Source organism: Pseudarthrobacter kochi (assembly GCF_055412805.1).
In genome coordinates, this window is the sequence record NZ_JBVAYV010000001.1 from 164,251 (window position 1) to 190,073 (window position 25,823).

The 25,823-nt window shown below is 65.6% G+C and carries 21 protein-coding genes; 11 read left to right on the forward strand and 10 right to left on the reverse strand.

Annotation, left to right across the window (positions count from 1 at the left end; genetic code table 11):
• Positions 1-48 precede the first annotated feature (48 nt).
• The 3 genes from ACZY0Y_RS00890 to ACZY0Y_RS00900 all read right to left on the reverse strand — a co-directional run bounded on the left by ACZY0Y_RS00890 (position 49) and on the right by ACZY0Y_RS00900 (position 1,418).
• Positions 49-249, reverse strand: coding sequence for a Flp family type IVb pilin (locus ACZY0Y_RS00890; RefSeq protein WP_463956465.1), 201 nt, complete (start codon positions 247-249; stop codon positions 49-51).
• A gap of 32 nt (positions 250-281) precedes the next feature.
• A complete protein-coding gene (locus ACZY0Y_RS00895) occupies positions 282-482 on the reverse strand; it encodes a Flp family type IVb pilin (RefSeq protein WP_463956466.1) in 201 nt (66 codons plus the stop codon).
• Positions 483-752: 270 nt separating this feature from the next.
• On the reverse strand, positions 753-1,418 hold the full coding sequence (locus ACZY0Y_RS00900) for a prepilin peptidase (RefSeq protein WP_463956467.1): 666 nt from the start codon (positions 1,416-1,418) through the stop codon (positions 753-755).
• A 294-nt stretch (positions 1,419-1,712) separates the two neighbouring features.
• On the opposite strand from ACZY0Y_RS00900, the gene rplM reads away from it, so the two are divergent.
• Both rplM and rpsI read left to right on the forward strand, forming a co-directional pair.
• Positions 1,713-2,156, forward strand: a complete 444-nt coding sequence (rplM, locus tag ACZY0Y_RS00905) for a 50S ribosomal protein L13 (protein WP_024367145.1) — start codon at positions 1,713-1,715, stop codon at positions 2,154-2,156.
• 36 nt (positions 2,157-2,192) lie between these two features.
• Positions 2,193-2,702 carry a 30S ribosomal protein S9 gene (gene rpsI, locus ACZY0Y_RS00910; protein ID WP_024367144.1) on the forward strand — a complete coding sequence of 170 codons (510 nt, stop codon included), beginning with the start codon at positions 2,193-2,195 and terminating at the stop codon, positions 2,700-2,702.
• Between the two features lie 120 nt (positions 2,703-2,822).
• On the opposite strand, the gene ACZY0Y_RS00915 is transcribed toward rpsI, so the two are convergent.
• The 3 genes from ACZY0Y_RS00915 to ACZY0Y_RS00925 form a co-directional block, all read right to left on the reverse strand.
• Positions 2,823-4,472 (reverse strand): ArnT family glycosyltransferase, encoded by a 1,650-nt coding sequence (locus tag ACZY0Y_RS00915; RefSeq protein WP_463956468.1) that lies wholly within the window; start codon positions 4,470-4,472, stop codon positions 2,823-2,825.
• A gap of 280 nt (positions 4,473-4,752) precedes the next feature.
• Complete coding sequence (locus ACZY0Y_RS00920; RefSeq protein WP_463956470.1) at positions 4,753-6,642, reverse strand: glycosyltransferase family 39 protein; 1,890 nt, start codon at positions 6,640-6,642, stop codon at positions 4,753-4,755.
• A complete protein-coding gene (locus ACZY0Y_RS00925; RefSeq protein ID WP_463956471.1) occupies positions 6,639-7,877 on the reverse strand; it encodes a bifunctional glycosyltransferase family 2/GtrA family protein in 1,239 nt (412 codons plus the stop codon). Before ACZY0Y_RS00925 ends, ACZY0Y_RS00920 begins: the two co-directional genes overlap by 4 nt.
• Positions 7,878-8,097: 220 nt before the next feature.
• On the opposite strand from ACZY0Y_RS00925, the gene glmM reads away from it, so the two are divergent.
• Positions 8,098-9,459, forward strand: coding sequence for a phosphoglucosamine mutase (glmM, locus tag ACZY0Y_RS00930; protein WP_463879837.1), 1,362 nt, complete (start codon positions 8,098-8,100; stop codon positions 9,457-9,459).
• Between the two features lie 84 nt (positions 9,460-9,543).
• Here the strand turns inward: glmM and mscL are convergent, their stop codons facing one another.
• The 3 genes from mscL to coaA all read right to left on the reverse strand — a co-directional run bounded on the left by mscL (position 9,544) and on the right by coaA (position 11,911).
• A complete protein-coding gene (gene mscL, locus ACZY0Y_RS00935) occupies positions 9,544-9,951 on the reverse strand; it encodes a large conductance mechanosensitive channel protein MscL (RefSeq protein ID WP_463879840.1) in 408 nt (135 codons plus the stop codon).
• A gap of 71 nt (positions 9,952-10,022) precedes the next feature.
• Positions 10,023-10,940, reverse strand: a complete 918-nt coding sequence (locus ACZY0Y_RS00940) for a M15 family metallopeptidase (protein ID WP_463956472.1) — start codon at positions 10,938-10,940, stop codon at positions 10,023-10,025.
• A gap of 5 nt (positions 10,941-10,945) precedes the next feature.
• Entirely contained in the window at positions 10,946-11,911 is a 966-nt protein-coding gene (coaA, locus tag ACZY0Y_RS00945) for a type I pantothenate kinase (protein ID WP_160664371.1), read from the reverse strand.
• Between the two features lie 167 nt (positions 11,912-12,078).
• Between coaA and glmS the strand changes: the two genes are divergently transcribed.
• The 8 genes from glmS to ACZY0Y_RS00985 all read left to right on the forward strand — a co-directional run bounded on the left by glmS (position 12,079) and on the right by ACZY0Y_RS00985 (position 24,715).
• On the forward strand, positions 12,079-13,968 hold the full coding sequence (glmS, locus tag ACZY0Y_RS00950; protein ID WP_463879845.1) for a glutamine--fructose-6-phosphate transaminase (isomerizing): 1,890 nt from the start codon (positions 12,079-12,081) through the stop codon (positions 13,966-13,968).
• Positions 13,969-13,972: 4 nt separating this feature from the next.
• A complete protein-coding gene (locus tag ACZY0Y_RS00955) occupies positions 13,973-14,320 on the forward strand; it encodes a holo-ACP synthase (protein WP_463879848.1) in 348 nt (115 codons plus the stop codon).
• A 63-nt stretch (positions 14,321-14,383) separates the two neighbouring features.
• Positions 14,384-15,922: an NAD(P)H-hydrate epimerase gene (locus tag ACZY0Y_RS00960; RefSeq protein WP_463956473.1), complete on the forward strand. Its 1,539-nt coding sequence runs from the start codon at positions 14,384-14,386 to the stop codon at positions 15,920-15,922.
• Between the two features lie 90 nt (positions 15,923-16,012).
• Positions 16,013-18,253, forward strand: a complete 2,241-nt coding sequence (gene glgX, locus ACZY0Y_RS00965) for a glycogen debranching protein GlgX (RefSeq protein ID WP_463956474.1) — start codon at positions 16,013-16,015, stop codon at positions 18,251-18,253.
• Positions 18,250-20,595 carry a malto-oligosyltrehalose synthase gene (gene treY, locus ACZY0Y_RS00970; RefSeq protein ID WP_463956475.1) on the forward strand — a complete coding sequence of 782 codons (2,346 nt, stop codon included), beginning with the start codon at positions 18,250-18,252 and terminating at the stop codon, positions 20,593-20,595. The genes glgX and treY overlap by 4 nt, the downstream gene beginning before the upstream one ends.
• 27 nt (positions 20,596-20,622) lie before the next feature.
• Positions 20,623-22,407 (forward strand): malto-oligosyltrehalose trehalohydrolase, encoded by a 1,785-nt coding sequence (gene treZ, locus ACZY0Y_RS00975; protein ID WP_463956513.1) that lies wholly within the window; start codon positions 20,623-20,625, stop codon positions 22,405-22,407.
• Between the two features lie 15 nt (positions 22,408-22,422).
• Positions 22,423-23,460, forward strand: a complete 1,038-nt coding sequence (mgrA, locus tag ACZY0Y_RS00980; protein WP_463956476.1) for an L-glyceraldehyde 3-phosphate reductase — start codon at positions 22,423-22,425, stop codon at positions 23,458-23,460.
• Positions 23,461-23,629: 169 nt separating this feature from the next.
• Entirely contained in the window at positions 23,630-24,715 is a 1,086-nt protein-coding gene (locus ACZY0Y_RS00985; RefSeq protein WP_463879859.1) for an inositol-3-phosphate synthase, read from the forward strand.
• Positions 24,716-24,800: 85 nt separating this feature from the next.
• On the opposite strand, the gene ACZY0Y_RS00990 is transcribed toward ACZY0Y_RS00985, so the two are convergent.
• Complete coding sequence (locus ACZY0Y_RS00990) at positions 24,801-25,718, reverse strand: DUF559 domain-containing protein (RefSeq protein WP_463956477.1); 918 nt, start codon at positions 25,716-25,718, stop codon at positions 24,801-24,803.
• Between the last annotated feature and the right edge of the window lie 105 nt (positions 25,719-25,823).

Consider the following 25,823-nt stretch of genomic DNA (forward strand, 5'->3'; position numbering starts at 1 on the left):
AAAGGGGGGTCTTCCCCAAAGACACGCGGCACACCCGTTTGGCCTGAGTTACCAGCCGCCGACAGTGCCGGCGAGGGTGCTGAAGAAGGTATTCAGGTTGGTGCCGAAAAGCGTGACGCCGGCGACAATTACCAGCGCGATCAGTCCGACAAGCAGCGAGTATTCCGTTGCCGTCGCGCCCTTTTCGGCGGAGGCTCGATCAGTGGCTGAGACCAGGAATGCCTGAACGGTGAGCATGAACTTCAACATGGCGGTGAGACCTTTCCGCTTTGCGTTTCCGGCTACCAGGTGCCGACCGTGGTGGCGAGGCTGCTGAAGAAGGTGTTGAGGTTTTTGCCGAACAAGGTCACGCCGGCGACGATCACGAGGGCGATGAGACCAACAAGCAGGGAGTACTCAGTTGCTGTGGCTCCCTTTTCTGATTCGAGCTTGTTCTTGACGCCGGTTACAAAAGCGAGCATTGAGACCATGAGACCAGTCATTGTGAATTCCTTTTCCAGAGTTTTTGAATGTGTAACGGAATTCCAGCAAATCCCCTTTTGCCAACCCCCTGGAGCCCCGTTGGATCAACAATTGCATGACGATTAAGGGCGCAGCAATGCATCGGAATACTCGACTTTTTCGGCCGGAAATTGGGCCGCCACCTGTGCCTGTTCGGGGGTGTACTCAGTTCGAGTCGGGAAGGACACGCCAACTACGTGCTTTGATGCGCCTGCTTACTACTGAGTGCAGAGATGCGGCAGTGACAGGTGTTACGGAAGGAGCAGGATGACTGCGTACCCTGCTGCCAGCATCGAGGGGCCGTAGGCAACCTCTTGTGGCTTGTTTCCGCGGTTTTTCAGCACGACGACGACGGAGGCGAGACCGCCGGCAATGAACGCCAGGGCCCCGCCGTAGAACAGGTGCCCCCAGCCTAAGTAGCCCAAGTACAGTCCAAGTGGTGCGGCGAGCTTCACATCACCCATTCCGAGGCCAGTTCCGCTGGTCAGGGCCAAAATTAAGTAGAAAAAGAACAAGATTGCGGACCCGGCGGCTCCACGAAGCAGATCGCCGCCAGCTCCCGACGCCAGTGCCGCGAAGCCCAGGAGGGCGACGCCGCCCCCCAGAAGGGGGCCAACCAGCCGGTTCGGCAGTAAATGGTGCACGATATCGATGCGCGCCAAAGGAACGGCGAAAATACCTAGTAATGCGTAGGCGGGAAGTTCGGAAGCGCTGCCGAAGCGCCACGCCAGCAGGGCCGAGAGGGCAAAGGTGACCGCCGCCGTCGTGATTTTCAGCCGTGTGGTGGGTTCGCCGGCCAGCTCGGGGAGCGTCCGCCGGACCAAGGCGTCCGCCAGCAGACCCAGGCACATTCCGGCCAGCCCGATCCCCGCAATAAACAGCGGCGATGCGGAGCCTGCGGCGGCGGTGTCGAACACTGTTCCTCCAGGGATGCGGCGGGCCGGCGGCGGGCTGGATGCATCCGGACACCCCATTTTGACCCAGAGACACGTCTTCCGCTATTCTTGGTAGTCGTTGTGCGTGTCCTTCTCGATGATGCGTGCCCGCTTGGGAATCCGGTTGCAGGATGACTACCCAACGTGCACATTCGAGACTTCAGGATGACTGGTTACATAGAGCCCTCACCTCTGTTCCGGTAACGCATAGATAGTAGGTGCACCTTCGTGTGACGCCTAAAACAAGAACGCCAGAACAAGAACGAGGCAAACACCGTGCGTACGTACACCCCGAAGCCCGGCGATATCAACCGCCAGTGGCACGTCATTGACGCCACCGACGTTGTCCTTGGTCGTCTTGCCAGCCAGACCGCAATCCTGCTGCGCGGCAAGCACAAGGCCACCTTTGCGTCCCACATGGACATGGGCGACTTCGTCATCATCATCAACGCTGAAAAGGTTGCCCTCACCGGCGCCAAACTGGAGCAGAAGCGCGCATACCGCCACTCCGGTTACCCGGGCGGCCTGACCTCCGTCACCTACGCGGAGCTGCTGGAATCCAACCCGGTCCGCGCCGTGGAGAAGGCCATCAAGGGCATGCTCCCGAAGAACTCCCTCGCTGCCCAGCAGCTGGGCAAGCTAAAGGTCTACAAGGGTGCCGAGCACCCCCACGCCGCCCAGCAGCCCAAGACGTACGAAATCACCCAGGTCGCCCAGTAGTCCTGGCCACCAACCAACTTTTAATCAAGGAGAATCGTGGCTCAGAACGAAGAACTGACCACCGAGGCCGTTGTGGCTGAGGAAAACCTGACCAGCTACACCTCGGAAAGCGGTCCTGCAGAAGCAGAAGCGCCCAAGAAGGAACGCCCGGCCCTCACGGTTGCCGGCGCAGCAGTTGGCCGTCGCAAGGAAGCCGTCGCACGCGTTCGTATCGTGCCCGGCACCGGCAAGTGGACCATCAACGGCCGCGAACTGGCGAACTACTTCCCGAACAAACTGCACCAGCAGGACGTCAACGAGCCCTTCAAGATCCTTGATCTTGACGGCGCCTACGACGTCATTGCCCGCATCCACGGTGGCGGCATCTCCGGCCAGGCCGGTGCCCTGCGCCTCGGCATCGCCCGTTCACTGAACGAGATCGACACCGAGAACAACCGCGCCACCCTGAAGAAAGCCGGTTACCTGCGCCGTGACGCCCGCGTCATCGAGCGCAAGAAGGCTGGCCTCAAAAAGGCCCGTAAGGCTCAGCAGTACTCCAAGCGTTAATCCCGCTTCCACGAAAGCCCGTTCCGCCCCTTGTGGCGGGGCGGGCTTTCGCCGTTTGTGGAAGGCTGTAGCCGCCGGGAGTGCTGCCGCACAGGGGCTCCAGGCGCGCGGCAGGGCACATCAGGGCGTGAGCCGGTAGACAGTGCTGCCGTCCATGTTCTGGGGTGTGTAGTTCGCGCGCACCCAAGCCTGAATGGCCATAAGTTCGGAGCTGTTACCCGGGACCTCAAGCTGCGCAGATTGTTCCACCAGGTAGCACACCCTGCCCGACGCCACCCATTGCTGGAACCGCTCAAGGCTGGGACTTGGATCGAGCGCGGCAAAACCGCCCAATGGCATGATTGCCCGGCCGGTCTCCAACTGGAAGCGCGCCGCGGTCTGGCCCGGATAAGTCGCAGCGGCCCACGTGCACGCCGGATCTGCCGCCATAAGTGTTTCGGCCACCGTGGAATTCGGAGCGTGGCCTATGCCCAGCCCCGTGACCCAGGCAGGGTTACCCGACTTGGCGTCCCGTAAGAACCGACTCAGCGTGTTCTCGCTTCTGGTGACGCTTCCCGATAACGGATTGGAACCGGCCTGTGGCGTCCCTGCCGTAATGACGGCACTCGCTACAGGCCCGATCAAAAGCCCGCCGACGGCGACGGCTCCTGCGACCCGCTCCAGGACCGGCCATGGTGCAGGGGCGGCCAACAGTGCGGCCGACACCAGGACAACGACGAGGATGACTGTCCCGAACTCCAGCGGCAGCGCGACTCCCAGCCGCCACATGGCATAGGAACAAATCGCGCTGAGCAGCAGACCGACCACCACGAGGAGGCGCGCGGGGGCTTTCTTCCGCACCTCAAACATCATGAAGGCCCCGATGGCGCAGGTGAGTGCCAGCGGCGGGGCGAGCGAGGCCGTGTAGTACGAGTGGAAGCTGTTCCCCATGAAGCTCAGCATTGCGTACGTGGTGATCATCCAAACGGCAGAAATGCCGGCTAAGACCGACTGGGGTTCATCGAATCGTCGCCGGAACAGCCGCCAGATGATGACTAAAGCGCTCAGAAGAGCGGGCGCCAGCAGCCAGCCAATTTCCTGGCCATAGTTCATGTTCAACAGCCGGAGAAAGCCTGCGTCTGAGCCGACGCTACGAAGCGCTTCGGGAAGCAACGCTGCGTTAGGGTCGTCTTCTTGCTGGACCACGCGATTGATCCCGTTGTAGCCGAGGGTTAGCTCGAGCACGCTGTTCTGCGGGGAGCCACCCACGAACGGACGCTGATCGGCCGGCGTGAGATCCACGGCCAGGGGCCAGGCCAGGGAAACACAGATGAGTATCGCGCCTGAACCGGCGATGGCCAACATCCGCTTCGGCCAAGGAATCCGAGCAAGAACGAGAAAGACCAAGACGAGGGCCGGGAGGACCAGGAAAGCCTGGAGCTGTTTTGTCATAAAGCCCAGGCCCAGCAGCAGGGCGGCCAGAAAAAGCATCCGTGGCCTGGCCTCCTCGGTTGCGCGGACACCGGCATAAACCGCCGACAGCATCAGGAAGATCATCAAGGGATCGGGATTGTTGTAGCGTGCGAGCAGAACGGTGATTGGCGTTAGGGCGAAGATCGCGCCAGCCAGAAGGGCGCAATATGAGGGGAAACATCTGCGCACCAACGCGTAGACGATGAAGGTGCTGCCGACGGTCAGGAGAGCTTGCGGCAGCAGTAATGACCACGTGTTGAGGCCAAAGAGCCAGACAGAGGCCCCCATAAACCAGAGGCTCAGTGGAGGCTTGTCCACGGTGATTGAATTGCCCCAGTCCAAGGACCCGAAGAAGAAGGCTGACGGATTATGCTGGCCGGCCTGGACGGCGGCTGAATAATAGGCATTCGCCCAGCCGTTCTGATCCAGTCTCCACACATAAAGCAAAGACGCGCACAATAGAAGCGCGAAAAGTGCCGGGCGTTCCCAGGGCTGGCGGTCCGTTGGGCCCTGCCAGATGCTTCTCAGGGCAGATCGGCTGCGGGTGGAGAATGAATCGGTGCTGGCCCTGGACCCGCCGGAGGCTGGAGCGTTTGTGTCAGTTTCGGAGGTCGTAGAGTCGGACACCGTCAATTGTTTGCTCCTTGAAGTTATCCTGCACCCAATGGGAGATCTCTATGGTTTCCAGGCTCAGTTCCCTCCGGTCCAGCAGATCTTGTTGCCAGATGAAGTAGCCTATTCTCCCGTTCGACACCAACTCCCGGAATTGGTCAAGGGTGGGAGCTGGATCAGTACCAAGCCAGCCTCCCAGCGGGATCACCGGCTGCCCTGACTCTAGCTGGTAGAGGGCCGCATTCTGGGCCGAGTAGGTTGCAGCCGCCCAGTCCTGCTCACCCGCCGTCTGCCGCAGCAGCCCCAAGACCGATTCGGAAGGCACGGCCCCAAAGGCAGTCTGCGTGGCCCAGGCCGGATTCCCGGCCTTGACTCCCACCATGTGACTGGAGATCGCCCTCGGGTCGTTGGCGACGGGGCCGGATTGTGGGTTGGTGCCCTTTTGCGGGGCGGACATGGTGTAGACGTTTGCCCCGAGGGGTCCCGCCAAGAGACTCACGGCAACGACAGCCAATGTAGCCCGCCTCCACTTCAGCGACCTGCTCCAAAGCCAGCCTGCCGTGGCGACAGCACCGCTCAGGACAACCACCGCTCGGAACCACAGAGGCCATTCGTCGCTGTAGTTGAGGATCCGCAAGGCCATGTACGTCGAAGCGCCCACTACGACCGCGCCAATGAGCCGGACTACCCATCTGTCTCTTCTTTGCCAGAGAACGGAAAGTCCAATGGGAACTACAAGCGCCACTGGGGCGGCAAGAGAAAACGTGTAGTACGTGTGGATCATGGTTCCCATATAGCAGAGGAGGAGGAATGCCGTGACGAACCAGACAACCGCCAGGATTGCGACCCTCTTTTGCGCCTCGCCAAAGGTTAATGCGCGGTTGAGCGCCACCAGGACAATTCCGAGCGCAATGGCAGGAAACAACAGCCACGCGATTTCGGGAGCGAAGTTTCCATCGAACATTCGGGAGAACCCGCCGTTGTAGGGTGCGAGCTCGTCATTGCCCGGGCTCGGACGATCACCCGAAACCGTTATCGGAATCAGGATGAATCGACCCAGCCCGTTGTAGTCGAGCGTCAATTCAAGGGCGCTGTTACTCGCCGATCCTCCGATGTACGGCCGCTGTGAGGCTGGTGTCAGTTCCACCGCCGCGAGCCAAGCCGTGGACGTCACGAGCAGCGCCGCTGCCGCCGTCAACAGCTGCCGTACCCGCGAGCCCATGCGGCCGTGGCTGAACATGAGCACCGCACTGCACAGGGCCGGAACCATCACCAACGCTTGGGCCTGTTTGGCCATAAAGGCCAATCCCAGCAGTAGACCGGCGGCGGCAAAGGTCCTCAGCTTCCCGCTGTCCATGGCCTTCAGTGCGATATAGGCAGTCCCGACGGTCAAGAGACCCATCAGCGGTTCCGGGTTATTGAACCGGGACATGAGGAACACGACAGGGGTGGCCGCATAGATGGCCCCGGCCAACAATGACGGCGCGGCACCGAAACCGCGACGCACAATTTTGTAGATCAGATAGGTTGTGGCGACCCCCATCAACGCCTGAGGCATCAGGAGGCTCCAGCTGTTCAGACCAAACAGCCTGACGGACAGCGACATCACCCAAATGCTTAGCGGCGTCTTGTCGACGGTGATGAGATTGCCCCACTCAAAAGACCCGAAGAAGAATGCGGTCCAGTCCTTGGAACCTGCCTGCGCAGCCGCCGAATAGTAGGGATTGGCCCAGCCATTGCTGTCGAGCCCCCACAGAAAGAATATTGCAGTGGCTGCAAGGAGCGACGCCAGCCCCACCCGCTCCCACCGGGGCGATCCTTGCTCCGGGTACTCGGTCGCTTGTCTCGCGGCCCCTGAGGCCGTGACCAGCGTCAACGGACTGGTTCCTGGGCCGGGTTCAAGGTGAGACCGTAAGACAGTTCATCGCTGCGGCGGACCCGGAACACCCAGACCCGCAGCAAAACGAACCTGAGAAGCGTCGCGAGAACATTCGCCCCAGTCAGGATAAGGAGCTCGTGGCTCGGCGCAGCGTCAACATTGACGGCATGAAGAATGGTCAGTGCGGACGAGGTAATAGTCCAGGCGAGAAGGAAGACCACTAGTCCCTGGAACTGCTGGGTGAAGAGCCTTGCCGGGCCGCTAATGCCGAACGTGAACCTGCGGTTGGCTGCGGTATTGCCGACGGCGGTCAGAAGCAGCGCCAGGAAGTTCGCCTGCTGTGCGCCAAAAGGTGCCTGAAGGGCCAGATAGAGCAAGGCAAAAGCTATGGTGGAAGCCGCTCCCACCAATCCGAAACGGAGTACCTGGCCGAAGAAACTAGGCCGGCCAGGCGGGACTATGGGCCTGCGGCCCAGTTCCGCGTAAATGGCCTGGACCGGAATAGTTCCCCGCACCAGCGATCCTGCAACGCGGACCAGGCCGCGCAGGTCATCCAGCGCAGTTTGCTTAATATCGACCCTGCTGTCCGGGTCGTCTACCCAATCCACGGGAATCTCGTGAATCCGCAGGCCGGAGCGCTCCGCGATAATCAGCAGTTCGGTGTCAAAGAACCAGCCGTTGTCCTCGACATGCGGCAGCAGCTTCCGCGCTACGTCGGCGCGGATAGCTTTGAACCCGCATTGCGCGTCAGAGAACCTCACCTGCATGGTCCTTTTGAGGAGATAGTTGTAGGACCGGGAAATAAACTCACGCTTGGGGCCGCGGCTGACCCTGGAACTCTGGCCGAGCCTGGTGCCAATGGAGATATCCGAATGTCCGGATAACAGGGGAGCCACCAGTGGCGGCAACGCCGCGAGGTCCGTTGAGAGGTCCACATCCAGGTAGGCAAGGACTTTGGCGGAGGAGGCCCCCCAGGCATCGCGCAGGGCGAAACCGCGGCCCTTAACGTCAAGCCTGCGATAGGCGACGTTAGGTAATTGCGAGGCCAGCCGCGTGGCAATAGCAGCGGTATTGTCCGTGCTGGCATTGTCCGCGATGGTAATTTGCCACGTCGATGGCATTTCCTGCGATAAATACGTCGCGAGCTTTGTGATGCTGTTTTCGAGTACCAATTGTTCGTTAAAGACCGGTACCACGATTTCGAGCGCCAAGCCCCCAGAGCTAGGTGTCATGCGTCGAAGCCTAAACGGCTACTGATTGGCTGGCGAGTGTTTTGGAGAAATAGAGTACACGGGAATGGAAAACCAAGTAGTCGGCTTCCCCTTTTGTACCGAAACAGCTCTTCTCCGCCCCACGCAGGGTTCCCGCGAAGCCTGGACATCGGTCCCTTGAAACCTCGTCGCGTCGGGCCGCGGCCCGCAGGCGGCCCCTGCATCGTCTAAACTTGACACGATGTCTAGATTATTTGGAACAGATGGTGTCCGGGGTTTGGCTAACGGGCTGCTGACGGCCGAGTTGGCGTTGCAGCTGGCCCAGGCCGCCGCCGTCGTGCTCGGCCATGACCGCAATACCAGCGGAACACGGCCGCGTGCCGTGGTTGCGCGCGACCCCCGCGCCAGCGGTGAGTTCATCGCGGCCGCCGTGGAAGCAGGGCTGTCCAGCTCCGGGATCGACGTTTATGACGCCGGCGTGCTCCCGACCCCGGCCGCGGCGTATCTGGTGGCGGACCTGGACGCGGATTTCGGCGTGATGATTTCCGCTTCGCACAATCCCGCCCCGGACAACGGCATCAAGTTCTTCGCCCGTGGCGGACAGAAACTCCCTGACGCTGTGGAAGACGCCATCGAGGAACAGCTCAGCAAAGAGCCTTTCCGCCCGGTTGGGGGAGATGTCGGCAGGATCCAGCGCTTCTCCGACGCTGAAGACCGCTACATCGTGCATCTGCTGGGCACGCTGCCGCACCGCCTGGACGGGCTCAAGGTGGTGCTGGACTGTGCCCATGGTGCGGCGAGCGGCTGTTCCCCCCAGGTCTTCAAGGATGCCGGCGCCGACGTCATTGTCATCGGTGCCGAACCGGATGGCCTTAACATCAATGACGGCGTCGGGTCCACCCACCTGGGGCCGCTGAAGCAGGCGGTCCTGGACCACGGCGCAGACCTGGGCATTGCCCACGACGGCGACGCGGACCGCTGCCTGGCAGTGGACCACGAAGGCGGCGAAGTCGACGGCGATGAGATCATGGCCATCCTCGCCGTGGCCTTGAAGGCTTCGGGCAAGCTCAAGGACGACGTCCTGGTGGCGACCGTGATGAGCAACCTCGGACTCAAGATCGCTCTGCGTGAGGCCGGCATCAGCCTGCTCGAAACCGGTGTGGGCGACCGCTACGTCCTGGAAGGGATGCGCGAAGGCGGCTTCAACCTCGGCGGCGAGCAGTCCGGCCACGTCATCTTTGCCGACCATGCCACGACAGGCGACGGCGTCCTCACCGGCCTGCAGATTGCCGCACAGGTGGCCCTCACGGGCCGCCCGCTGAAGGAACTGGCTGCGGTGATGACCAAACTCCCGCAGGTCCTGATTAACGTCAGGGGCGTGGACCGCACCCGCGTCAAGGGCGACGACGCCGTGGCGGAGGCCGTGGCCCTGGCCGAAGCCGAGCTCGGCGACGCCGGCCGCGTGCTCCTGCGCCCCTCCGGCACCGAACCGGTGGTGCGCGTCATGGTTGAAGCAGCGTCGCAGGAAACCGCCCAGGACGTCGCGGAACGCCTGGCGCAGGTGGTCCGGACCGAGCTGGCCCTGGTGCTTGTCTCCGACTAAGCCGGACCCGTAGCCGACACAAACAACAATGGCGTCCCCCAAGGGGCGCGCCATTGTTGTGTGTCGAGGTTTTGTGCCGGGTTATTACACGGTGCGATCAGTCCGGAGGGCGTCGCGGATTTCGGTGAGCAAGGCAATTTGCGGATCCTCGGCCGCTTCTTCCTTGACGTCCGCGTTGATGCCGAGGCGGCGGTTGCGCCGTTCGATCATGTGGTTCATGGGCACCACAACAACGAAGTAGATGGCGGCCGCGACCAACAGGAAGTTGACGATCGCCGTTAGCAGCACCCCGAACTTGATGTCGTTGCCGTTCAGGGTCACGACGGCGAAGCTGTCGAAGTTGGGCGAACCGACCAGGCCCGCAATGAAGGGCATGAGGACGCTCTGGACCAGTGCCGTTACCACGGCGCCAAACGCGGCGCCGATGACGACTGCAACGGCAAGGTCCACGACGTTGCCCTTGAGAATGAAGTTCTTGAATCCTGTCAGCATGTCCCCACGCTAGCCCAGCCGCGTGAACGCCCTGTGTCACGCAGGTAAGCAGCGAGGTCCGTGTAGGGCCGCTACAGGTACCCCGGGGCAGCTTCGAGTCCGAAGTACTCCTCGAGGGTCGCAATGCCCCGGGCATTCATGTCGGCCGCCGCCTCCACGCCCACGAAGCGCAGGTGCCAGGGCTCGTAGTAATATCCGGTGATCCCATGGAACATCCACGGGTAGCGCACCACGAAGCCGAATAGGTGGGCGTTGGCCTTCGCCCAAACCGCGGCCGGCTGGTTGGCGAAGGCCGGGGTGAAGCTGTCCCGGCCGCTGCCGTCGCCGATGTCGAAGGACCAGCCCGTCTGGTGTTCCGAATAGCCCGGCCGCGCGGAGGCGGTGTCCGCCGCGGCCTGGCCCTCTGTGTTCACCCAGCTGTTATAGGTGGCGACCTGGGTGTTGAAGGAGCGGTAGCCGCTCGCGAGGGTAAGGACGACGCCGCCGGCTGCTGCCGCCGCGAACATCGTTTCCGCCGCTCCCGCCGTCGTGCTGTTGAGCAGTGCCGCTTCGCCCGAGGTGGCCAAACGCACGCGGGGCTGGACGAGGTCGGCCGGGACGAAATCGGCGGGGGAGAGCGGCCGGTGCTTGTTCACCACCACCCACGGGCTCGCCGGATCGGTGAGGGAGTGGCGTGCCGCGGGGGCGGCGGCGGAGGGCGCCGGGGCCAGCGGGATGGATGCCGGGGTCGTCGCGGCGGGACTGCCCGGCACGGGCTCAGCGGACGGGGTGGCACCGGGGCCGGCGGACGCCGTCGTGGTGTTGCCCGCCGACGTCAGTGACATGGAGGCCGGGGCCGACGGCGTCAGCCCGGACCCCTCCGGGGTGCAGGCGCTCAGGGCTGCGAGTCCGGTTCCTGCCAGCAGCAGGCGGTTGAAGGCCCGCCTGCCGGGCGTGCCGGGGGTGGTCTCCGCCGCCACCGGCCACTCCCCGGAACCGTCGTAGCACACGTGTGCTAGACCTTGCGCAGCAGCATGCGCCGAATGGAGTGGTCGGAGTCTTTGGTGAGGACCAGCTGCGCCCGCCCGCGGGTGGGCAGCACGTTCTCCTCAAGGTTCGGCTCGTTGATGCGCTTCCAGATCTCGCGGGCTGTCTGTTCCGCCTCGGCGTCCGAGAGCGTGGCATAGCGGTGGAAGTAGGAGTCCGGCTGCGCGAACGCCGTGGTCCGAAGTTTGCGGAAGCGGTCCACGTACCACTCCTCGATGTAGGACGTTTTGGCATCAACATAGATGGAAAAATCGAAGAAGTCACTCAGGGCCAGGCCCTGCCGGCCGTCATGCCGCGGCCGGGCCGGCGCCAGGACGTTCAGCCCCTCGACGATCAGCACGTCGGGGCGGCGCACCACCACTTCCTTGCCCGGGACGATGTCATAGGTCACATGGGAGTACCAGGGCGCCCGGACCTCCTCCGCGCCGCCTTTGATTTCGCTCACAAAACGCAGCAGGGCCCGGCGGTCATAGGACTCAGGGAATCCCTTGCGTTCGAGCAGCTGGCGCCGCTTGAGTTCCGCCAGGGGGTAGAGGAAGCCGTCCGTGGTGATGAGCTCAACATTGGGGGTGCCGGGCCAGCGGCGAAGCATCTCACGGAGCACACGGGCGATGGTCGACTTGCCCACGGCCACCGAACCGGCGACGCCGATCACAAACGGGGTGCGCTGGGTCTGCTCGCCCAGGAAGGTGGTGGTTGCCGCGTGGAGCTGGCCGGCAGCCTCAACATACAGGTGCAGCAGCCGTGACAGCGGGAGGTAGACCTCGCGGACTTCCTTCATATCCAAGGGATCGCCGAGGCCGCGGAGACGGAGCACGTCCTCCTCGTTGAGGGGCTGCTCCATCTGGGCAGCGAGCCGGGACCAGGTCTGCCGGTCCAGCTCCACGAACGGGGAGACGCCGTCGCCGTTCGCTTCATTGCGTTGCAAAGTCACCCTAGAGATTCTGCCCTCCGCCGGGCCGAGAGCGAAATGGGCGGTCCTGCCCGGGCGGCAGGCGGGCCCCGTGCGGGCGGCAGGCGGGCCCCGTGCGCGCGGCGGGCGGCGTGGTGTGGCCGTTCATCCTACGTCCGCTGTCCCGGAAACCCGCTAGGCTTGAGTCCATGTGTGGAATCGTTGGATATGTGGGCCACTCCGCTGGCCGGGTAAATACTCACAATGCCCTGGACGTTGTCCTTGAGGGACTGCGGCGCCTGGAATACCGGGGCTACGACTCTGCAGGCATCGCCGTCGTGGCGGACGGGACTATTTCGTCCCGCAAGAAGTCGGGCAAACTGATCAACCTGATTGCCGAACTCGAGGCCAACCCGCTGCCGGACTCGCTGACCGGCATCGGTCACACACGCTGGGCGACCCACGGCGGACCGACAGACCGGAACGCCCACCCGCATCTCGCCGATGAGGGCAAGCTGGCTGTCATCCACAACGGCATCATCGAAAACTTCGCCGAGCTCAAGCTGGAGCTCGTGCGCAAGGGAGTGACGTTCCTCTCCGAGACTGACACCGAAGTTGCCGCCGCGCTCCTGGGCGACATCTACCGGAACCAGCTCCAGGGCGACCCCTCGAAGGGCGGCCTCACCAAGGCCATGCAGCTCGCCTGCCAGCGCCTCGAAGGCGCCTTCACCCTCCTCGCCGTACACGCGGACCAGCCCGACGTCGTCGTGGCGGCCCGCCGCAACTCCCCGCTCGTCGTGGGCCTCGGTGACGGCGAGAACTTCCTCGGCTCCGACGTCTCCGGCTTCATCGACTACACACGCCGCGCCGTCGAACTCGGCCAGGACCAGATCGTCACCATCACCGCCGACACCGTGGAAATCACCGACTTCTACGGCGCCCCGGCCGAAGGCAAGGAATACCACGTCAACTGGGATCCGGCCTCGGCGGAAAAGGGCGGCTTCCCGTCCTTCATGGAAAAGGAAATCCACGACCAGCCGGACGCCGTCCTGCAGACCCTGCTGGGCCGCTCGGACATCAACGGCAAGCTGACCCTCGACGAGCTCCGGGTTGACCCTGAACTGCTTAAGAACGTCGACAAGATCATCGTCCTGGCCTGCGGAACCTCCGCCTACGCCGGCCAGGTCGCCAAGTACGCGATCGAGCACTGGTGCCGGATCCCCACGGAAGTGGAGCTCTCCCACGAATTCCGCTACCGCGACCCGATCGTGGACGGGAACACCCTGATCGTCTCGATCTCCCAGTCCGGCGAGACCATGGACACCCTGATGGCCGTCCGCTACGCCAAGGAACAGGGCGCCAAGACGGTCTCGATCTGCAACACCAACGGCTCCACCATCCCGCGCGAATCCGATGCCGTGCTGTACACCCACGCCGGCCCGGAAATCGCCGTCGCCTCCACGAAGGCCTTCCTGGCGCAGATCACCGCCGCCTACCTCCTGGGCCTCTACCTGGCCCAGCTGCGCGGCAACAAGTTCCAGGGCGAGATCAAGGACATCCTTGCGGACCTCAACAAGATCCCGGCCAAGATCCAGCAGATCCTCGACAACGAGGCGCAGATCAAGGAGCTCGGCCAGTCCATGGCCGACGCCAAGTCCGTGCTGTTCCTGGGCCGCCACGTCGGCTTCCCGGTGGCGATGGAGGGCGCGCTCAAGCTCAAGGAGCTCGCCTACATCCACGCCGAGGGCTTTGCCGCCGGTGAACTCAAGCACGGCCCGATTGCGTTGATCGAGGAAGGCCAGCCCGTCTTCGTGGTGGTTCCCTCGCCCCGCGGCCGCGACTCGCTGCACGCGAAGGTGGTCTCCAACATCCAGGAAGTCCGGGCGCGCGGCGCCAAGACGATCGTGATTGCGGAGGAAGGCGACGAGGCCGTCAAGGCCTACGCCGAGCACGTCTTCTACATCCCGGAGACCCCGACGCTGCTGGCTCCGCTGCTCAGCACGGTCCCGCTGCAGATCTTTGCCCTTGCCCTGGCCTCCGCCAAGGGTTACGACGTCGACCAGCCTCGCAACCTGGCCAAGAGCGTGACCGTAGAATAACGCCATGATTGTTGGCATTGGCGTAGACGTCGTAGACATTGAACGGTTCGGCCGGCAGCTGGAGCGCACCCCTGGGCTGCGCGACCGGCTGTTCGTCCCCGCGGAGCGCGAACTGAACACCCGCTCCCTGGCTGCCCGGTTCGCCGCCAAGGAGGCCGTGGCCAAGGTCCTCGGCGCTCCGGCCGGCATGAACTGGCAGGACTGCTGGATCGGGCTGGACCAGAACGGGCCCACCGTCCAGGTCAAGGGCACGGTGCTGGCTGTCGCGGAGTCGAAAGGTGTCAAACGCTGGCACCTGTCGATCAGCCACGACGGCGGCATTGCCACGGCGACGGTCATCGCCGAAGGCTGAGCTGTAGACGCCTGACAAGAGCCGGACTTCCCGCAGCGACAGCACCGAGAATGGACTGAGACCATGATCAGCGCCTACACCGGAACCCAGATACGAACCGTTGAAAAGCGGCTTCTTGACTCAAGTTTGGGAACTGGTGTGGGCGCTGTTCTCATGCAGCGGGCTGCGTATGGGCTGGCTAACGCCGTGGTCCGCGAAGTCCAGGCCCGCGGCGGGCGCCTCTACGGCGCCAGTGTCACGGTGCTCGCCGGCAAAGGCAACAACGGCGGGGACGGTCTGTTCGCGGCGGCCATGCTGGCCCGCCGCGGCATGCGGACGACGGCGGTACTCACCATGGGGGAGGCCCACCCGGACGGACTCGCAGCCTTCGAGGCGGCCGGCGGCCGGGTGCTCCGCCTGACGCCGGAGAACGTCGCCGTTGCGGCGGAGGCCGCTGCCGGAGCCGGCGTTGTCATAGATGCGGTGCTTGGCACCGGTGCGCAGGGCGGGCTCCGGGGCTCCGCCGCGGCGCTGATGGATGCGCTGATACAGGCGCCAGGACATTCGCACTCCGGACTCGTGGTGGCCTGCGACATCCCCAGCGGCGTGGACGCCGATACCGGCGTTGCCCACGCTCCCGTGCTCAGCGCGGACGTCACCGTGACCTTCGGGGCCGCCAAAGCCGGTCTACTGGCCGATCCGGGCGCGGACTTCGCCGGCCGCGTCCAGGTCATTCCGATCGGCATCGAGGCGGCCCTGCCTGAGCCGGCCCTGCGCCGCTTCGAAGCCGAGGACCTGACGACGCTCCTGCCCCATCCCGGACGGCGGTCCCACAAGTACTCCCGCGGCGTTCTGGGCGTCGTGGCCGGCTCTCAGCAGTATCCCGGCGCCGCCGTGCTGGCCTGCCGCGGCGCGCTGGCCTCCGGGGTGGGCATGGTGCGTTACCTCGGGCCGCCGGATGTCGCCGACCTGGTCCGCCGGTCCTGCCCGGAAGTCGTGTGCGGCTCCGGCAGCGCCGCGGATACCCACGTCCAGGCCTGGCTCCTGGGGCCGGGCCTCGATGAGCAGGCCCACGAGCAGCTGGAGCGCGTCCGCGACGCCGCGGCCACCGGGCTTCCCGTCGTGGCCGACGCCGGGGCCCTGCCGGCCCTGCCCCTCGAGCTCGCCCCGCAGTTCGTGCTGACGCCGCACGCCGGAGAACTTGCCGCCCTGCTGGCCCGCTACGGCGCAGAACCCGGCCGCCCCGAGGTGGAGGACGCCACCCTTGCGGCCGCACGGCGTGCCGGTCAACTGACCGGCGCCACCGTGCTGCTCAAGGGCGCCACGACACTGGTGGCCGCACCGTCGGGTACCGTCTTCAGCCAGGCCGAGGCGACTCCCTGGCTGGCAACGGCCGGCAGCGGCGATGTCCTGGCGGGTGTGCTGGGGTCCCTGCTGGCGCAGCTGGCCGAAAACGCCGGGGCGTTCGCCGCCCATGGCATCCCTGCCGCCGACCGCTGGGCCGCCATCGCGGCGCTGGCCGCCAGCGTCCACGGCCGGGCCGGAAGCCGCGCCTCGCACGGCGGGCCGGTGACGGCGTCGGACGTGGCGAAATCCGTCCGGGAGGTCATGACAAAAGTGTAATAAACGCGCGCGCCAGTGCGCTGAGTCAATTAGTAATCCTACTTACCAGTAGTCTATCTAGAGAATTTTCGCCACGCACGAGGAGTACACATGGAAGTCTGGCCCGGAACGGCTTACCCGCTGGGAGCCACCTTTGACGGCACCGGCACCAATTTTGCCCTGTTCAGCGAACGCGCCGAGCGGGTGGAGCTGTGCATCCTTGCTGATGATTTGAGCGAGACGCGGATCGAGCTGACCGAGGTGGACGGCTACGTGTGGCACTGCTACCTGCCGCACATCCAGCCGGGACAGAAGTACGGCTACCGGGTCCACGGCCCGTACGAACCCGAGCACGGCAACCGCTTCAACCCCAACAAACTGCTGATGGACCCCTACGCCAAAGCCGTCCAGGGCCAGATCGACTGGGACCCGGCGCTCTTCACCTACGAATTCGGCGACCCCGACTCCCGCAACGACGCCGACTCGGCGCCGCACACCATGCACGGCGTGGTCATCAACCCGTTCTTCGAGTGGGACGGCGACCGCCAGCTGCGCATCCCCTACCACCAGTCGGTCATCTACGAGGCCCACGTCAAGGGCCTGACCGAGCTCCACCCGGAGGTCCCCGAAGAGCAGCGCGGCACCTATGCCGGCGTCTCGCACCCGGCCGTGATCGACCACCTGAAGAAGCTGGGCGTCACCGCGATCGAACTGATGCCCGTGCACCAGTTCGTCAACGACGGCACGCTCGAGGAGAAGGGCCTCAACAACTACTGGGGCTACAACACCATCGGCTTCTTCGCGCCGCAGAACACCTACAGCTCCTCCGGCGACGTCGGGCACCAGGTCCAGGAATTCAAGGCCATGGTCCGCGATCTGCACAAGGCCGGCATCGAGGTGATCCTGGACGTCGTCTACAACCACACCGCGGAAGGCAACCACCTCGGCCCCACGCTGTCCTTCAAGGGCATCGACAACCAGGCCTACTACCGGCTGGTCGACGACGACCTGAAGCACTACATGGACTACACCGGCACCGGAAACTCCCTGAACGTCCGGCACCCGCACTCCCTCCAGCTGCTGATGGACTCCCTGCGCTACTGGGTGACGGAAATGCACGTCGACGGCTTCCGCTTCGACCTCGCCTCCACCCTGGCCCGCGAGTTCTACGACGTCGATAAGCTGTCCACCTTCTTCGAACTCATCCAGCAGGACCCGATCGTCTCCCAGGTCAAGCTGATCGCCGAGCCGTGGGACATCGGCCCGGGCGGCTACCAGGTGGGCAACTTCCCGCCGCAGTGGACTGAGTGGAACGGCAAATACCGCGACACGGTCCGTGACTTCTGGCGCGGCGAGCCCTCGACCCTGGGCGAGTTCGCTTCCCGCCTGACCGGCTCGGCCGACCTCTACGAAAGCTCGGCCCGGCGTCCGGTGGCCTCGATCAACTTCGTCACGGCCCACGACGGCTTCACCATGCGCGACCTCGTGTCCTACAACGAGAAGCACAACGACGCCAACGGCGAAGGCAACAACGACGGCGAATCCCACAACCGCTCCTGGAACTGCGGCGAGGAAGGGGACACGGACAACGACCACGTCCTGACCCTCCGCGCCCGCCAGCAGCGCAACTTCATCGCGACCCTGCTGCTCTCACAGGGTGTCCCGATGCTCCTGCACGGCGACGAACTCGGCCGCACCCAGCAGGGCAACAACAACACCTACTGCCAGGACTCCGACCTGAGCTGGATCCACTGGGACGCGATGGACCAGCCGCTGGTGGAGTTCACCGCAGTCGTCAACAAGATCCGCCACGACCACCCGACGTTCCGGCGCAGCCGCTTCTTCGACGGCCGCCCCGTGCGCCGCGGCGAGGGCGAGAAGCTGCCGGACATCGTCTGGCTGACGACGGACGGCACCGAAATGCTCCCGGAGGACTGGGACAGCGGCTTCGGCCGGACCATCGGCGTGTTCTACAACGGCCACGGCATCCAGGAGCAGGACTCCCGCGGGCGCCGGATCACCGACGACAGCTTCGTGCTGTGCTTCAACGCCCACGACGACGACGTGGACTTTGCGCTGCCGACCGAGGAGTACTCACGGTTCTGGGACGTGCTGGTGGACACCGCGGACCAGGCCGACACCGAGGAACCGCTCAAGGCCGGCTCTGTGGTGAAGCTGGCGGCGAAGTCGATGGTGGTGCTCCGGGCACACTCCGGCCCCGAGGTGGAAGTGGACTACTCCGCGGCCGCTTCGCTGGCTTCCATGGCCGAGCACGAGGAAGCCCACGAGGACATGGTGGAGGCCCAGGAGGAGGCCGCCGCAACCAGCGCCGCGAAAGCTACCGCTCAGTGAGGACCCCCGCCTCCACCTACCGGCTGCAGATCCGGCCCGGCTTCACCCTGCAGGATGCTGCCGGGACCGTGCCCTACCTGAAGTCGCTCGGCGTGGACTGGATCTACCTCTCGCCGATCCTGACCGCGGAAAAGGGCTCGGACCACGGCTACGACGTCACCGACCCCTCCGCGATCGACCCGGACCGCGGCGGCGCCGAAGGCCTCGCCGCCGCGTCACGGGCGGCCCGGGAGGCCGGCATGGGCGTGCTGGTCGACATCGTGCCCAACCACGTCGGCGTCGCCACCCCCGCGCAGAACCCGTGGTGGTGGTCCCTGCTCAAGGAGGGACAGCAGTCCCGCTACGCCACGGCGTTCGACGTCGACTGGGACTCCGGCGGCGGCCGCATCCGGATCCCCGTACTGGGGGAGGACTCCGACGTCGACGCCCTGGAAATCACGGACGGGGAGCTGCGGTACTACGACCACCGCTTCCCGCTCGCCGAGGGAACCTATACCGCAGGTGACTCCACTGCCGATGACCCCCGCGCGGTCCACGACCGGCAGCACTACGAGCTGATCGGCTGGCGCCGGGCCGACACCGACCTGAACTACCGCCGGTTCTTCGCCGTCAACAGCCTCGCCGGGATCAGGGTGGAGCTCCCGGAGGTCTTCGACGAGGCGCACGCCGAGATTGTCCGCTGGTTCGGCGAGGGTCTGGTCGACGGGCTCCGGATCGACCACCCGGACGGGCTGGCCGACCCGGAAGGATACCTGCGCCGGCTCCGCGAGGTCACCGGCGGCAGCTACCTGCTGATCGAGAAGATCCTTGAACCGGGGGAGGAACTCCCGGCCGGCTTCGACTGCGACGGGACCACCGGTTACGACGCCCTCGCGGACGTCGACCGGCTCTTCGTTGACCCCGCCGGGCGGGAAACCCTCGACGCCCTCGACACCGAGCTGCGCGGCGGCCAGGCCGCGGACTACGAGGACATGATCCGGGGCACCAAGCGCCGGATCACGGACGGGATCCTGCACTCCGAGATGCTCCGGCTGGCGCGGCTGGTGCCGTCCGGAACAGGACTAAGCGGAGAACAGGCCGCTGACGCCCTGTCCGAGATCATCGCCGCCTTCCCGGTCTACCGCAGCTACCTGCCCGTGGGTGCTGAGATCCTGAAGTCGGCGTGCGAACTAGCCGTCCGCCGTCGCCCGGAGCTGGCGGACGCCGTCGGGCTGCTGCTGCCGTTGCTGCTCGACGCCGGTCCGGAGGACGGCGCCGAACTCGGCCGCCGCTTCCAGCAGACTTCCGGCATGGTCATGGCCAAGGGTGTGGAGGACACTGCCTTCTTCCGCTACACCCGGCTGGGCACCCTGACGGAGGTCGGGGCCGACCCGACTGAGTTCTCGGTCGCGCCGGACGAGTTCCATCGCCGGATGACGCGCCGCCAGGCCGAAATCCCGCTGTCCATGACCACGCTGAGCACCCATGACACCAAACGCAGCGAGGACACCCGGGCCCGGATCTCCGTGCTCGCGGAGCTGGCGCCGGAATGGCGGGCCGCCCTGGCCCGGCTGCAGGAACTGGCGCCGCTGCCCGACGGGCCGCTGGCCAACCTGCTGTGGCAGGCCATTGCCGGTGCCTGGCCCGCGGACCGTGAGCGGCTTCAGTCGTATGCGCAGAAGGCTGCCCGCGAGGCCGGCAACTCGACCGACTGGCTGGACCCGGACGCCGCCTTCGAGGAGAAGCTGGCCGCCGCCGTCGACGCGGCCTTCGACAACCCGGACGTCCGGGCGGAACTGGAATCCCTCGTGGAGCTCCTGGCGCCTTTTGATGCCGTCAATTCGCTCGGCGCCAAGCTGGTCCAGCTGACCATGCCGGGAGTCCCGGATGTCTACCAGGGCACCGAGTTCTGGGACCGTTCGTTGACCGATCCGGACAACCGGCGACCGTTCGACTACGGTGCGCGGCGCGCGGCCCTGGCCGCGCTCGACGCCGGCGAACGTCCGGCGTCGTACACCGACGAGGCCGCGAAACTCCTGGTCACTTCGCGGGCCTTGCGCTTGCGCCGCGACCGGCCCGGGCTGTTCACCGGCTACACGCCGGTTGCGGCAGCCGGTGCAGCTGCGGGGCATCTGATCGGCTTCGACCGCGGCAGCGCAGGTGCCCCCGGCGCCGTCACTCTCGCTACCCGGCTGCCGCGCGGACTCGAGCAGCAGGGCGGCTGGCGGGACACCGCAGTCGTCCTTGCCTCTGCGATGACGGATGAACTGACGGGTGCCACGTTTGGCCCCGGCGCCGTGGAGCTGGCCGCGATTCTGGCCAGCTACCCGGTGGCCCTGCTGGTCCCCGCCAGCACTGATTGAACCCCTGAACGCGAACGGAAAGCTGTGATCACTGTGCCTGCCGATGGAAATGACCGCCTTGACCTCTGGGCGCCGGAAGCGGGCACCGTGACGCTGCTGGCCGACGGCCGGCAGTATCCGATGATCCGCCGGCCCGACGGCGACGGGGATGCCGGCGGTGACACCGGCGGCTGGTGGACCGCCCCGGGTGCCCCGGCTTCCGGGGATGTCGACTACGGCTACCTCCTCGACGGGGACACCACACCCCTGCCTGACCCCCGGTCCCGGCGGCAGCCAGCCGGCGTCCACGCCCTGTCCCGGACGTTCGATGCCGGGAGTCACCAGTGGGCCGACAGCCAGTGGCAGGGCCGCGGGCTGCAGGGCGCCGTGATCTACGAGCTGCACCTGGGCACCTTCACCCCCGAGGGGACCCTGGATGCGGCTATCGGGAAGCTGGACTACCTCGTGGAGCTCGGCATTGACTTCGTGGAGCTGCTGCCCGTGAACGGCTTCAACGGCACGCACAACTGGGGCTATGACGGCGTCCTCTGGTACGCCGTGCACGAAGGCTACGGGGGACCCGCCGCGTACCAGCGCTTCGTCGACGCCGCCCATGCCGCCGGGTTGGGCGTCATCCAGGACGTGGTCTACAACCACCTCGGCCCCAGCGGGAACTATCTTCCGCGTTTCGGGCCCTACCTGAAGCCGGGGGAGGGCAACACCTGGGGCGACTCGGTGAACCTCGACGGCCCCGGGTCCGACGTCGTGCGCCGCTACATCCTGGACAACGCCGCCATGTGGCTGCGGGACTACCATGTGGACGGGCTGCGGCTCGACGCCGTGCACGCCTTCAAGGACGAGCGGGCTGTCCACCTGCTCGAGGAATTCGGTGCGCTCGCGGACGAAGTCTCCGCCGAAACCGGACGTCCTGCGACGATGATCGCCGAGTCCGACCTCAACGATCCGCGGCTGCTGTACCCGCGCAACATCAACGGCCACGGCCTCGCCGGCCAGTGGAGCGATGACTTCCACCATGCGGTGCACGTCAACGTCAGCGGCGAAGCCACGGGCTACTACGCGGACTTCGAATCCCTCGAGGCCCTCGCCAAGGTCCTGGTGGATGGGTACTTCCACGACGGCAGCTACTCCAGCTTCCGCGGCCGGCACCACGGCCGGCCCATCAACACCGGCGTCGTCCACCCGGCAGCGCTGGTGGTCTGCAGCCAGAACCACGACCAGATCGGCAACCGGGCCACCGGTGACCGGCTGTCCCAGACCCTGGGGTACGGGCAGCTGGCGCTTGCCGCCGTCGCAACCCTGACCTCGCCGTTCACCCCCATGCTGTTCATGGGCGAGGAATACGGCGCCACCACCCCGTGGCAATTCTTCACCTCGCACCCGGAGCCGGAACTCGGGAAGGCCACTGCGGAGGGCCGGATCCGGGAGTTCGAGCGGATGGGCTGGGACCCCGCCGTCGTGCCCGACCCGCAGGACCCGGAGACCTTCACGCGCTCCCGGCTCAACTGGGCCGAAGCGGCCGAGGGCGACCACGCCCGCCTGCTGGAGCTGTACCGGCAGCTGATCGCGCTGCGGCGCTCGACGCCGGAACTCGCCGGACTCGGCTTCGAGGACACCGCCGTTGCCTTCAGCGAGGCCGACGGCTGGCTGCGCCTGCGCCGCGGCAGCGTGGAAGTGGCCATGAACTTCTCCGCCGGGCCGCGCCGGCTCGCCGTTACCGGGGCCTCGATCCTGCTGGCCACCGACAGCGCAGTGCGCCTCGACAGCGGCCAGCTCGAGCTGCCCGGCCACAGCGCCGCCATCATTTCGAAATAGGACAGGATAGTACGTATGACTTATGTTGCAGCAGACACCCGTTATGACTCGATGCCGTACCGCCGCGTGGGCCGCAGCGGGCTGAAGCTCCCCGCCATTTCGCTGGGCCTGTGGCACAACTTCGGGGACGACTTGCCCTTCGAAACCCAGCGCGCCATCCTGCGCCGGGCCTTCGACCTCGGCGTGAACCACTTCGACCTGGCCAACAACTACGGGCCGCTGGCCGGTTCGGCCGAGACCAACTTCGGCCGCCACCTGAGGGACGATTTCGCGCCCTACCGGGACGAGCTCATCATCTCCACCAAGGCCGGCTACAACATGTGGCCGGGCCCGTTCGGTGAATGGGGTTCCCGCAAATACCTGCTCGCCAGCCTGGACCAGTCGTTGGACCGGATGGGCCTGGACTACGTGGACATCTTCTACAGCCACCGGCCCGACCCGGAAACGCCGATGGAAGAGACCATGGGCGCCCTGGACCACGCCGTCCGCTCCGGGAAAGCCCTGTACGCGGGCATCTCCTCCTACACCCCGGAACAGACCCTCGAGGCCGCCCGGATCCTCAAGGAGCTCGGTACCCCGCTGCTGATCCACCAGCCCAGCTATTCCATGCTGAACCGCTGGACCGAAAACGGCAGCCCCAACCTGTACGAGGCCCTGGAACAGGTGGGGGCCGGCTCGATCGCGTTCTCGCCGCTGGCGCAGGGCATGCTGACCGACCGCTACCTGAACGGGATCCCGGCCGATTCACGTGCCGCCCAGGACAAATCCCTGGACGAACACAGCATCACTGAGGACAAGCTGGACCGGGTGCGCGGCCTGCACCGGATTGCCGAAAGCCGCGGGCAGTCCCTCGCGCAGATGGCCATCGCCTGGATCCTGCGCGAGCAGGGCAAGGGCTCCCCGGTGACCTCCGCGCTGGTCGGCGCGTCCAGCGTCCGGCAGCTCGAGGACACCCTGTCCGCCATCAACAACCTCCGCTTCACGGCCGCGGAGCTGGCGGCGATCGACGAGTTCGCCGTCGAGTCCGACATCAACCTGTGGGCCCAGAAGTAGCCCGCTCCGCCCGGAATTAACACAAACGGTGCGGCGGCCGGGAACAACTTAGGCCGCCGTGCCGTTGACTAGAATGCTAAGGGCGCCGTACGGCGCCGTGTCCGCTGCCGCCGTCGTGCATCAGAGTACTTCCGCGCCGGGCACATGAAGTTGTCCCCAAAGGAGTTCCGTGTCTTCACATCCGATTCGTGTTGCAATCGTCGGCGTAGGTAACTGTGCCACTTCGCTGGTCCAGGGCGTCGAGTACTATCGGGATGCCGACCCCACAGCCACGATTCCGGGGCTGATGCACGTGGAGTTCGGCAAATACCACGTCAACGACGTCGAGTTCGTCGCCGCGTTCGACGTCGACGGCAAGAAGGTGGGCCTGGACCTGTCCGACGCCATCCTGGCCAGCGAAAACAACACCATCAAGATCGCCGACGTCCCGCCGAAAGGTGTCACCGTCCAGCGCGGCCCGACCCTCGACGGCCTCGGCAAGTACTACCTCGAGACCATCGAGCAGTCCACGGAAGAGCCGGTCGACGTCGTCCAGGCCCTCAAGGACGCCAAGGTCGACGTGATGGTCTGCTACCTGCCTGTCGGGTCGCAGGAAGCCGCCGAGTTCTACGCCCAGTGCGCGATCGACGCCGGCGTCGGCTTCGTCAACGCCCTGCCGGTCTTCATCGCCGGCACCAAGGCCTGGGCGGATAAGTTCACGGCCGCGGGTGTCCCGATCGTGGGCGATGACATCAAGAGCCAGATCGGTGCCACCATCACGCACCGCGTCATGGCCAAGCTGTTCGAGGACCGCGGCGTCACCCTGGACCGCACCTACCAGCTGAACGTCGGCGGCAACATGGACTTCAAGAACATGCTGGAGCGCGACCGCCTCGAATCCAAGAAGATTTCCAAGACGCAGGCCGTCACGTCCAACGTGGAAGCCGACCTCGCGCCGCGCGACGTCCACATCGGCCCGTCGGACTACGTCCAGTGGCTCGACGACCGCAAGTGGGCCTTCGTCCGCCTCGAGGGCCGTAACTTCGGCGACGCCCCGGTGTCGCTCGAATACAAGCTGGAGGTCTGGGACTCGCCCAACTCCGCCGGCGTGATCATCGACGCCATCCGCGCCGCCAAGATCGGCCTGGACCGCGGCATCGGCGGCCCGCTGCTCTCCGCGTCGAGCTACTTCATGAAGTCCCCGCCGGAGCAGTTCAACGACGACCTCGCCCGTGACAAGGTCGAGGCCTTCATCCGCGGGGACCTGGAGCGCTAACCCCTCCCGCCTCCCCTGGTTGCCCTATCACTTACGGTCCCCAAACCCCTGGTTTGGCCGCCACAAGTGATAGGGCAACCGGCGTTTAACGGCAGTGGAGCGCGAGCCGGACCCGTCGGACCGCACCGCGGAAGTCATCCGCCAGATCGTCGGCGTTGAACTTGAAGTAACGCCAGCCGGCCGCGTTGAATGTTTCGTCACGGCGGTTGTCGCGGGTCTGTTGTTCGCGTGTGCGGTGGTGGCCGCCGTCGTACTGTATGGCGACCCTTTGCCTCCGGTAGCCGAGGTCCGCCGCGGGGGAGTAGGGGTCGCCCGGCGCGATCCGGAGCTGCAGCTCGGGCTCCGGCAGCCCGGAGGCGGTCAGCGCCAGGCGCAGGAACGTTTCCGGGGCGGAGTCGGAGCCGGGCCGGATGAGCTCCAGTGCCTGGCGCGCTTTCACGATTCCTTTGAGTTTCGGGTGCCGTGTGAGCATCGCCCTGAGCTGGGGAAGTGTCGCCCACGGCTCCGTGCGGTCCTCCAGACCAACGCGGGGCCGCCGCACTAATTGGTCGCCAACCGCCACGAGATCCTCCAGCGGCAGGATGCGGGCAAGGTCCAGCCAGGTCCGGGCGGGCGTTGACATCCGGATTCCGTCCCAGACCATGAGCTCGTCGTCGAACACCAGGACGGTATGCCCGACCACACCCTCACGCCGGACCGGCGGCAGCGCCTTGGGCTTGCTGAGATGCAGTTCCCGGACCCCGCGATACCACGAGGGGAGCCACAGCCCCAGCAACACGGCTGCCGTAAGGTGCGAAATCCACGCACCCGGCGTTGCCGCTGACAGGGCGCGCGCCAGCCCGCGGAGTTCGAACTCCCAGCCGGTGGGCAGATAGAGCAACCGGCCGGCCGTCGCGAGGTCGGAAGCACGGAGCCGGGCGCTGCCCAGGGTGGCAGCCCGCGCCTCATAGACGGTGAAAGGGGCCGAGGCGAGGTGCGCAGGCAAAGCTGCTGGTGGTCGCATGCGGACCATTCTTATCCGAAGGCCGGATCCCCGCTCGCGTTATCCACAGGCGCCCGTTGCGCTATCACTTTTGGTCCCTATCCGCCGGAAATAGCAGCCAGAAGT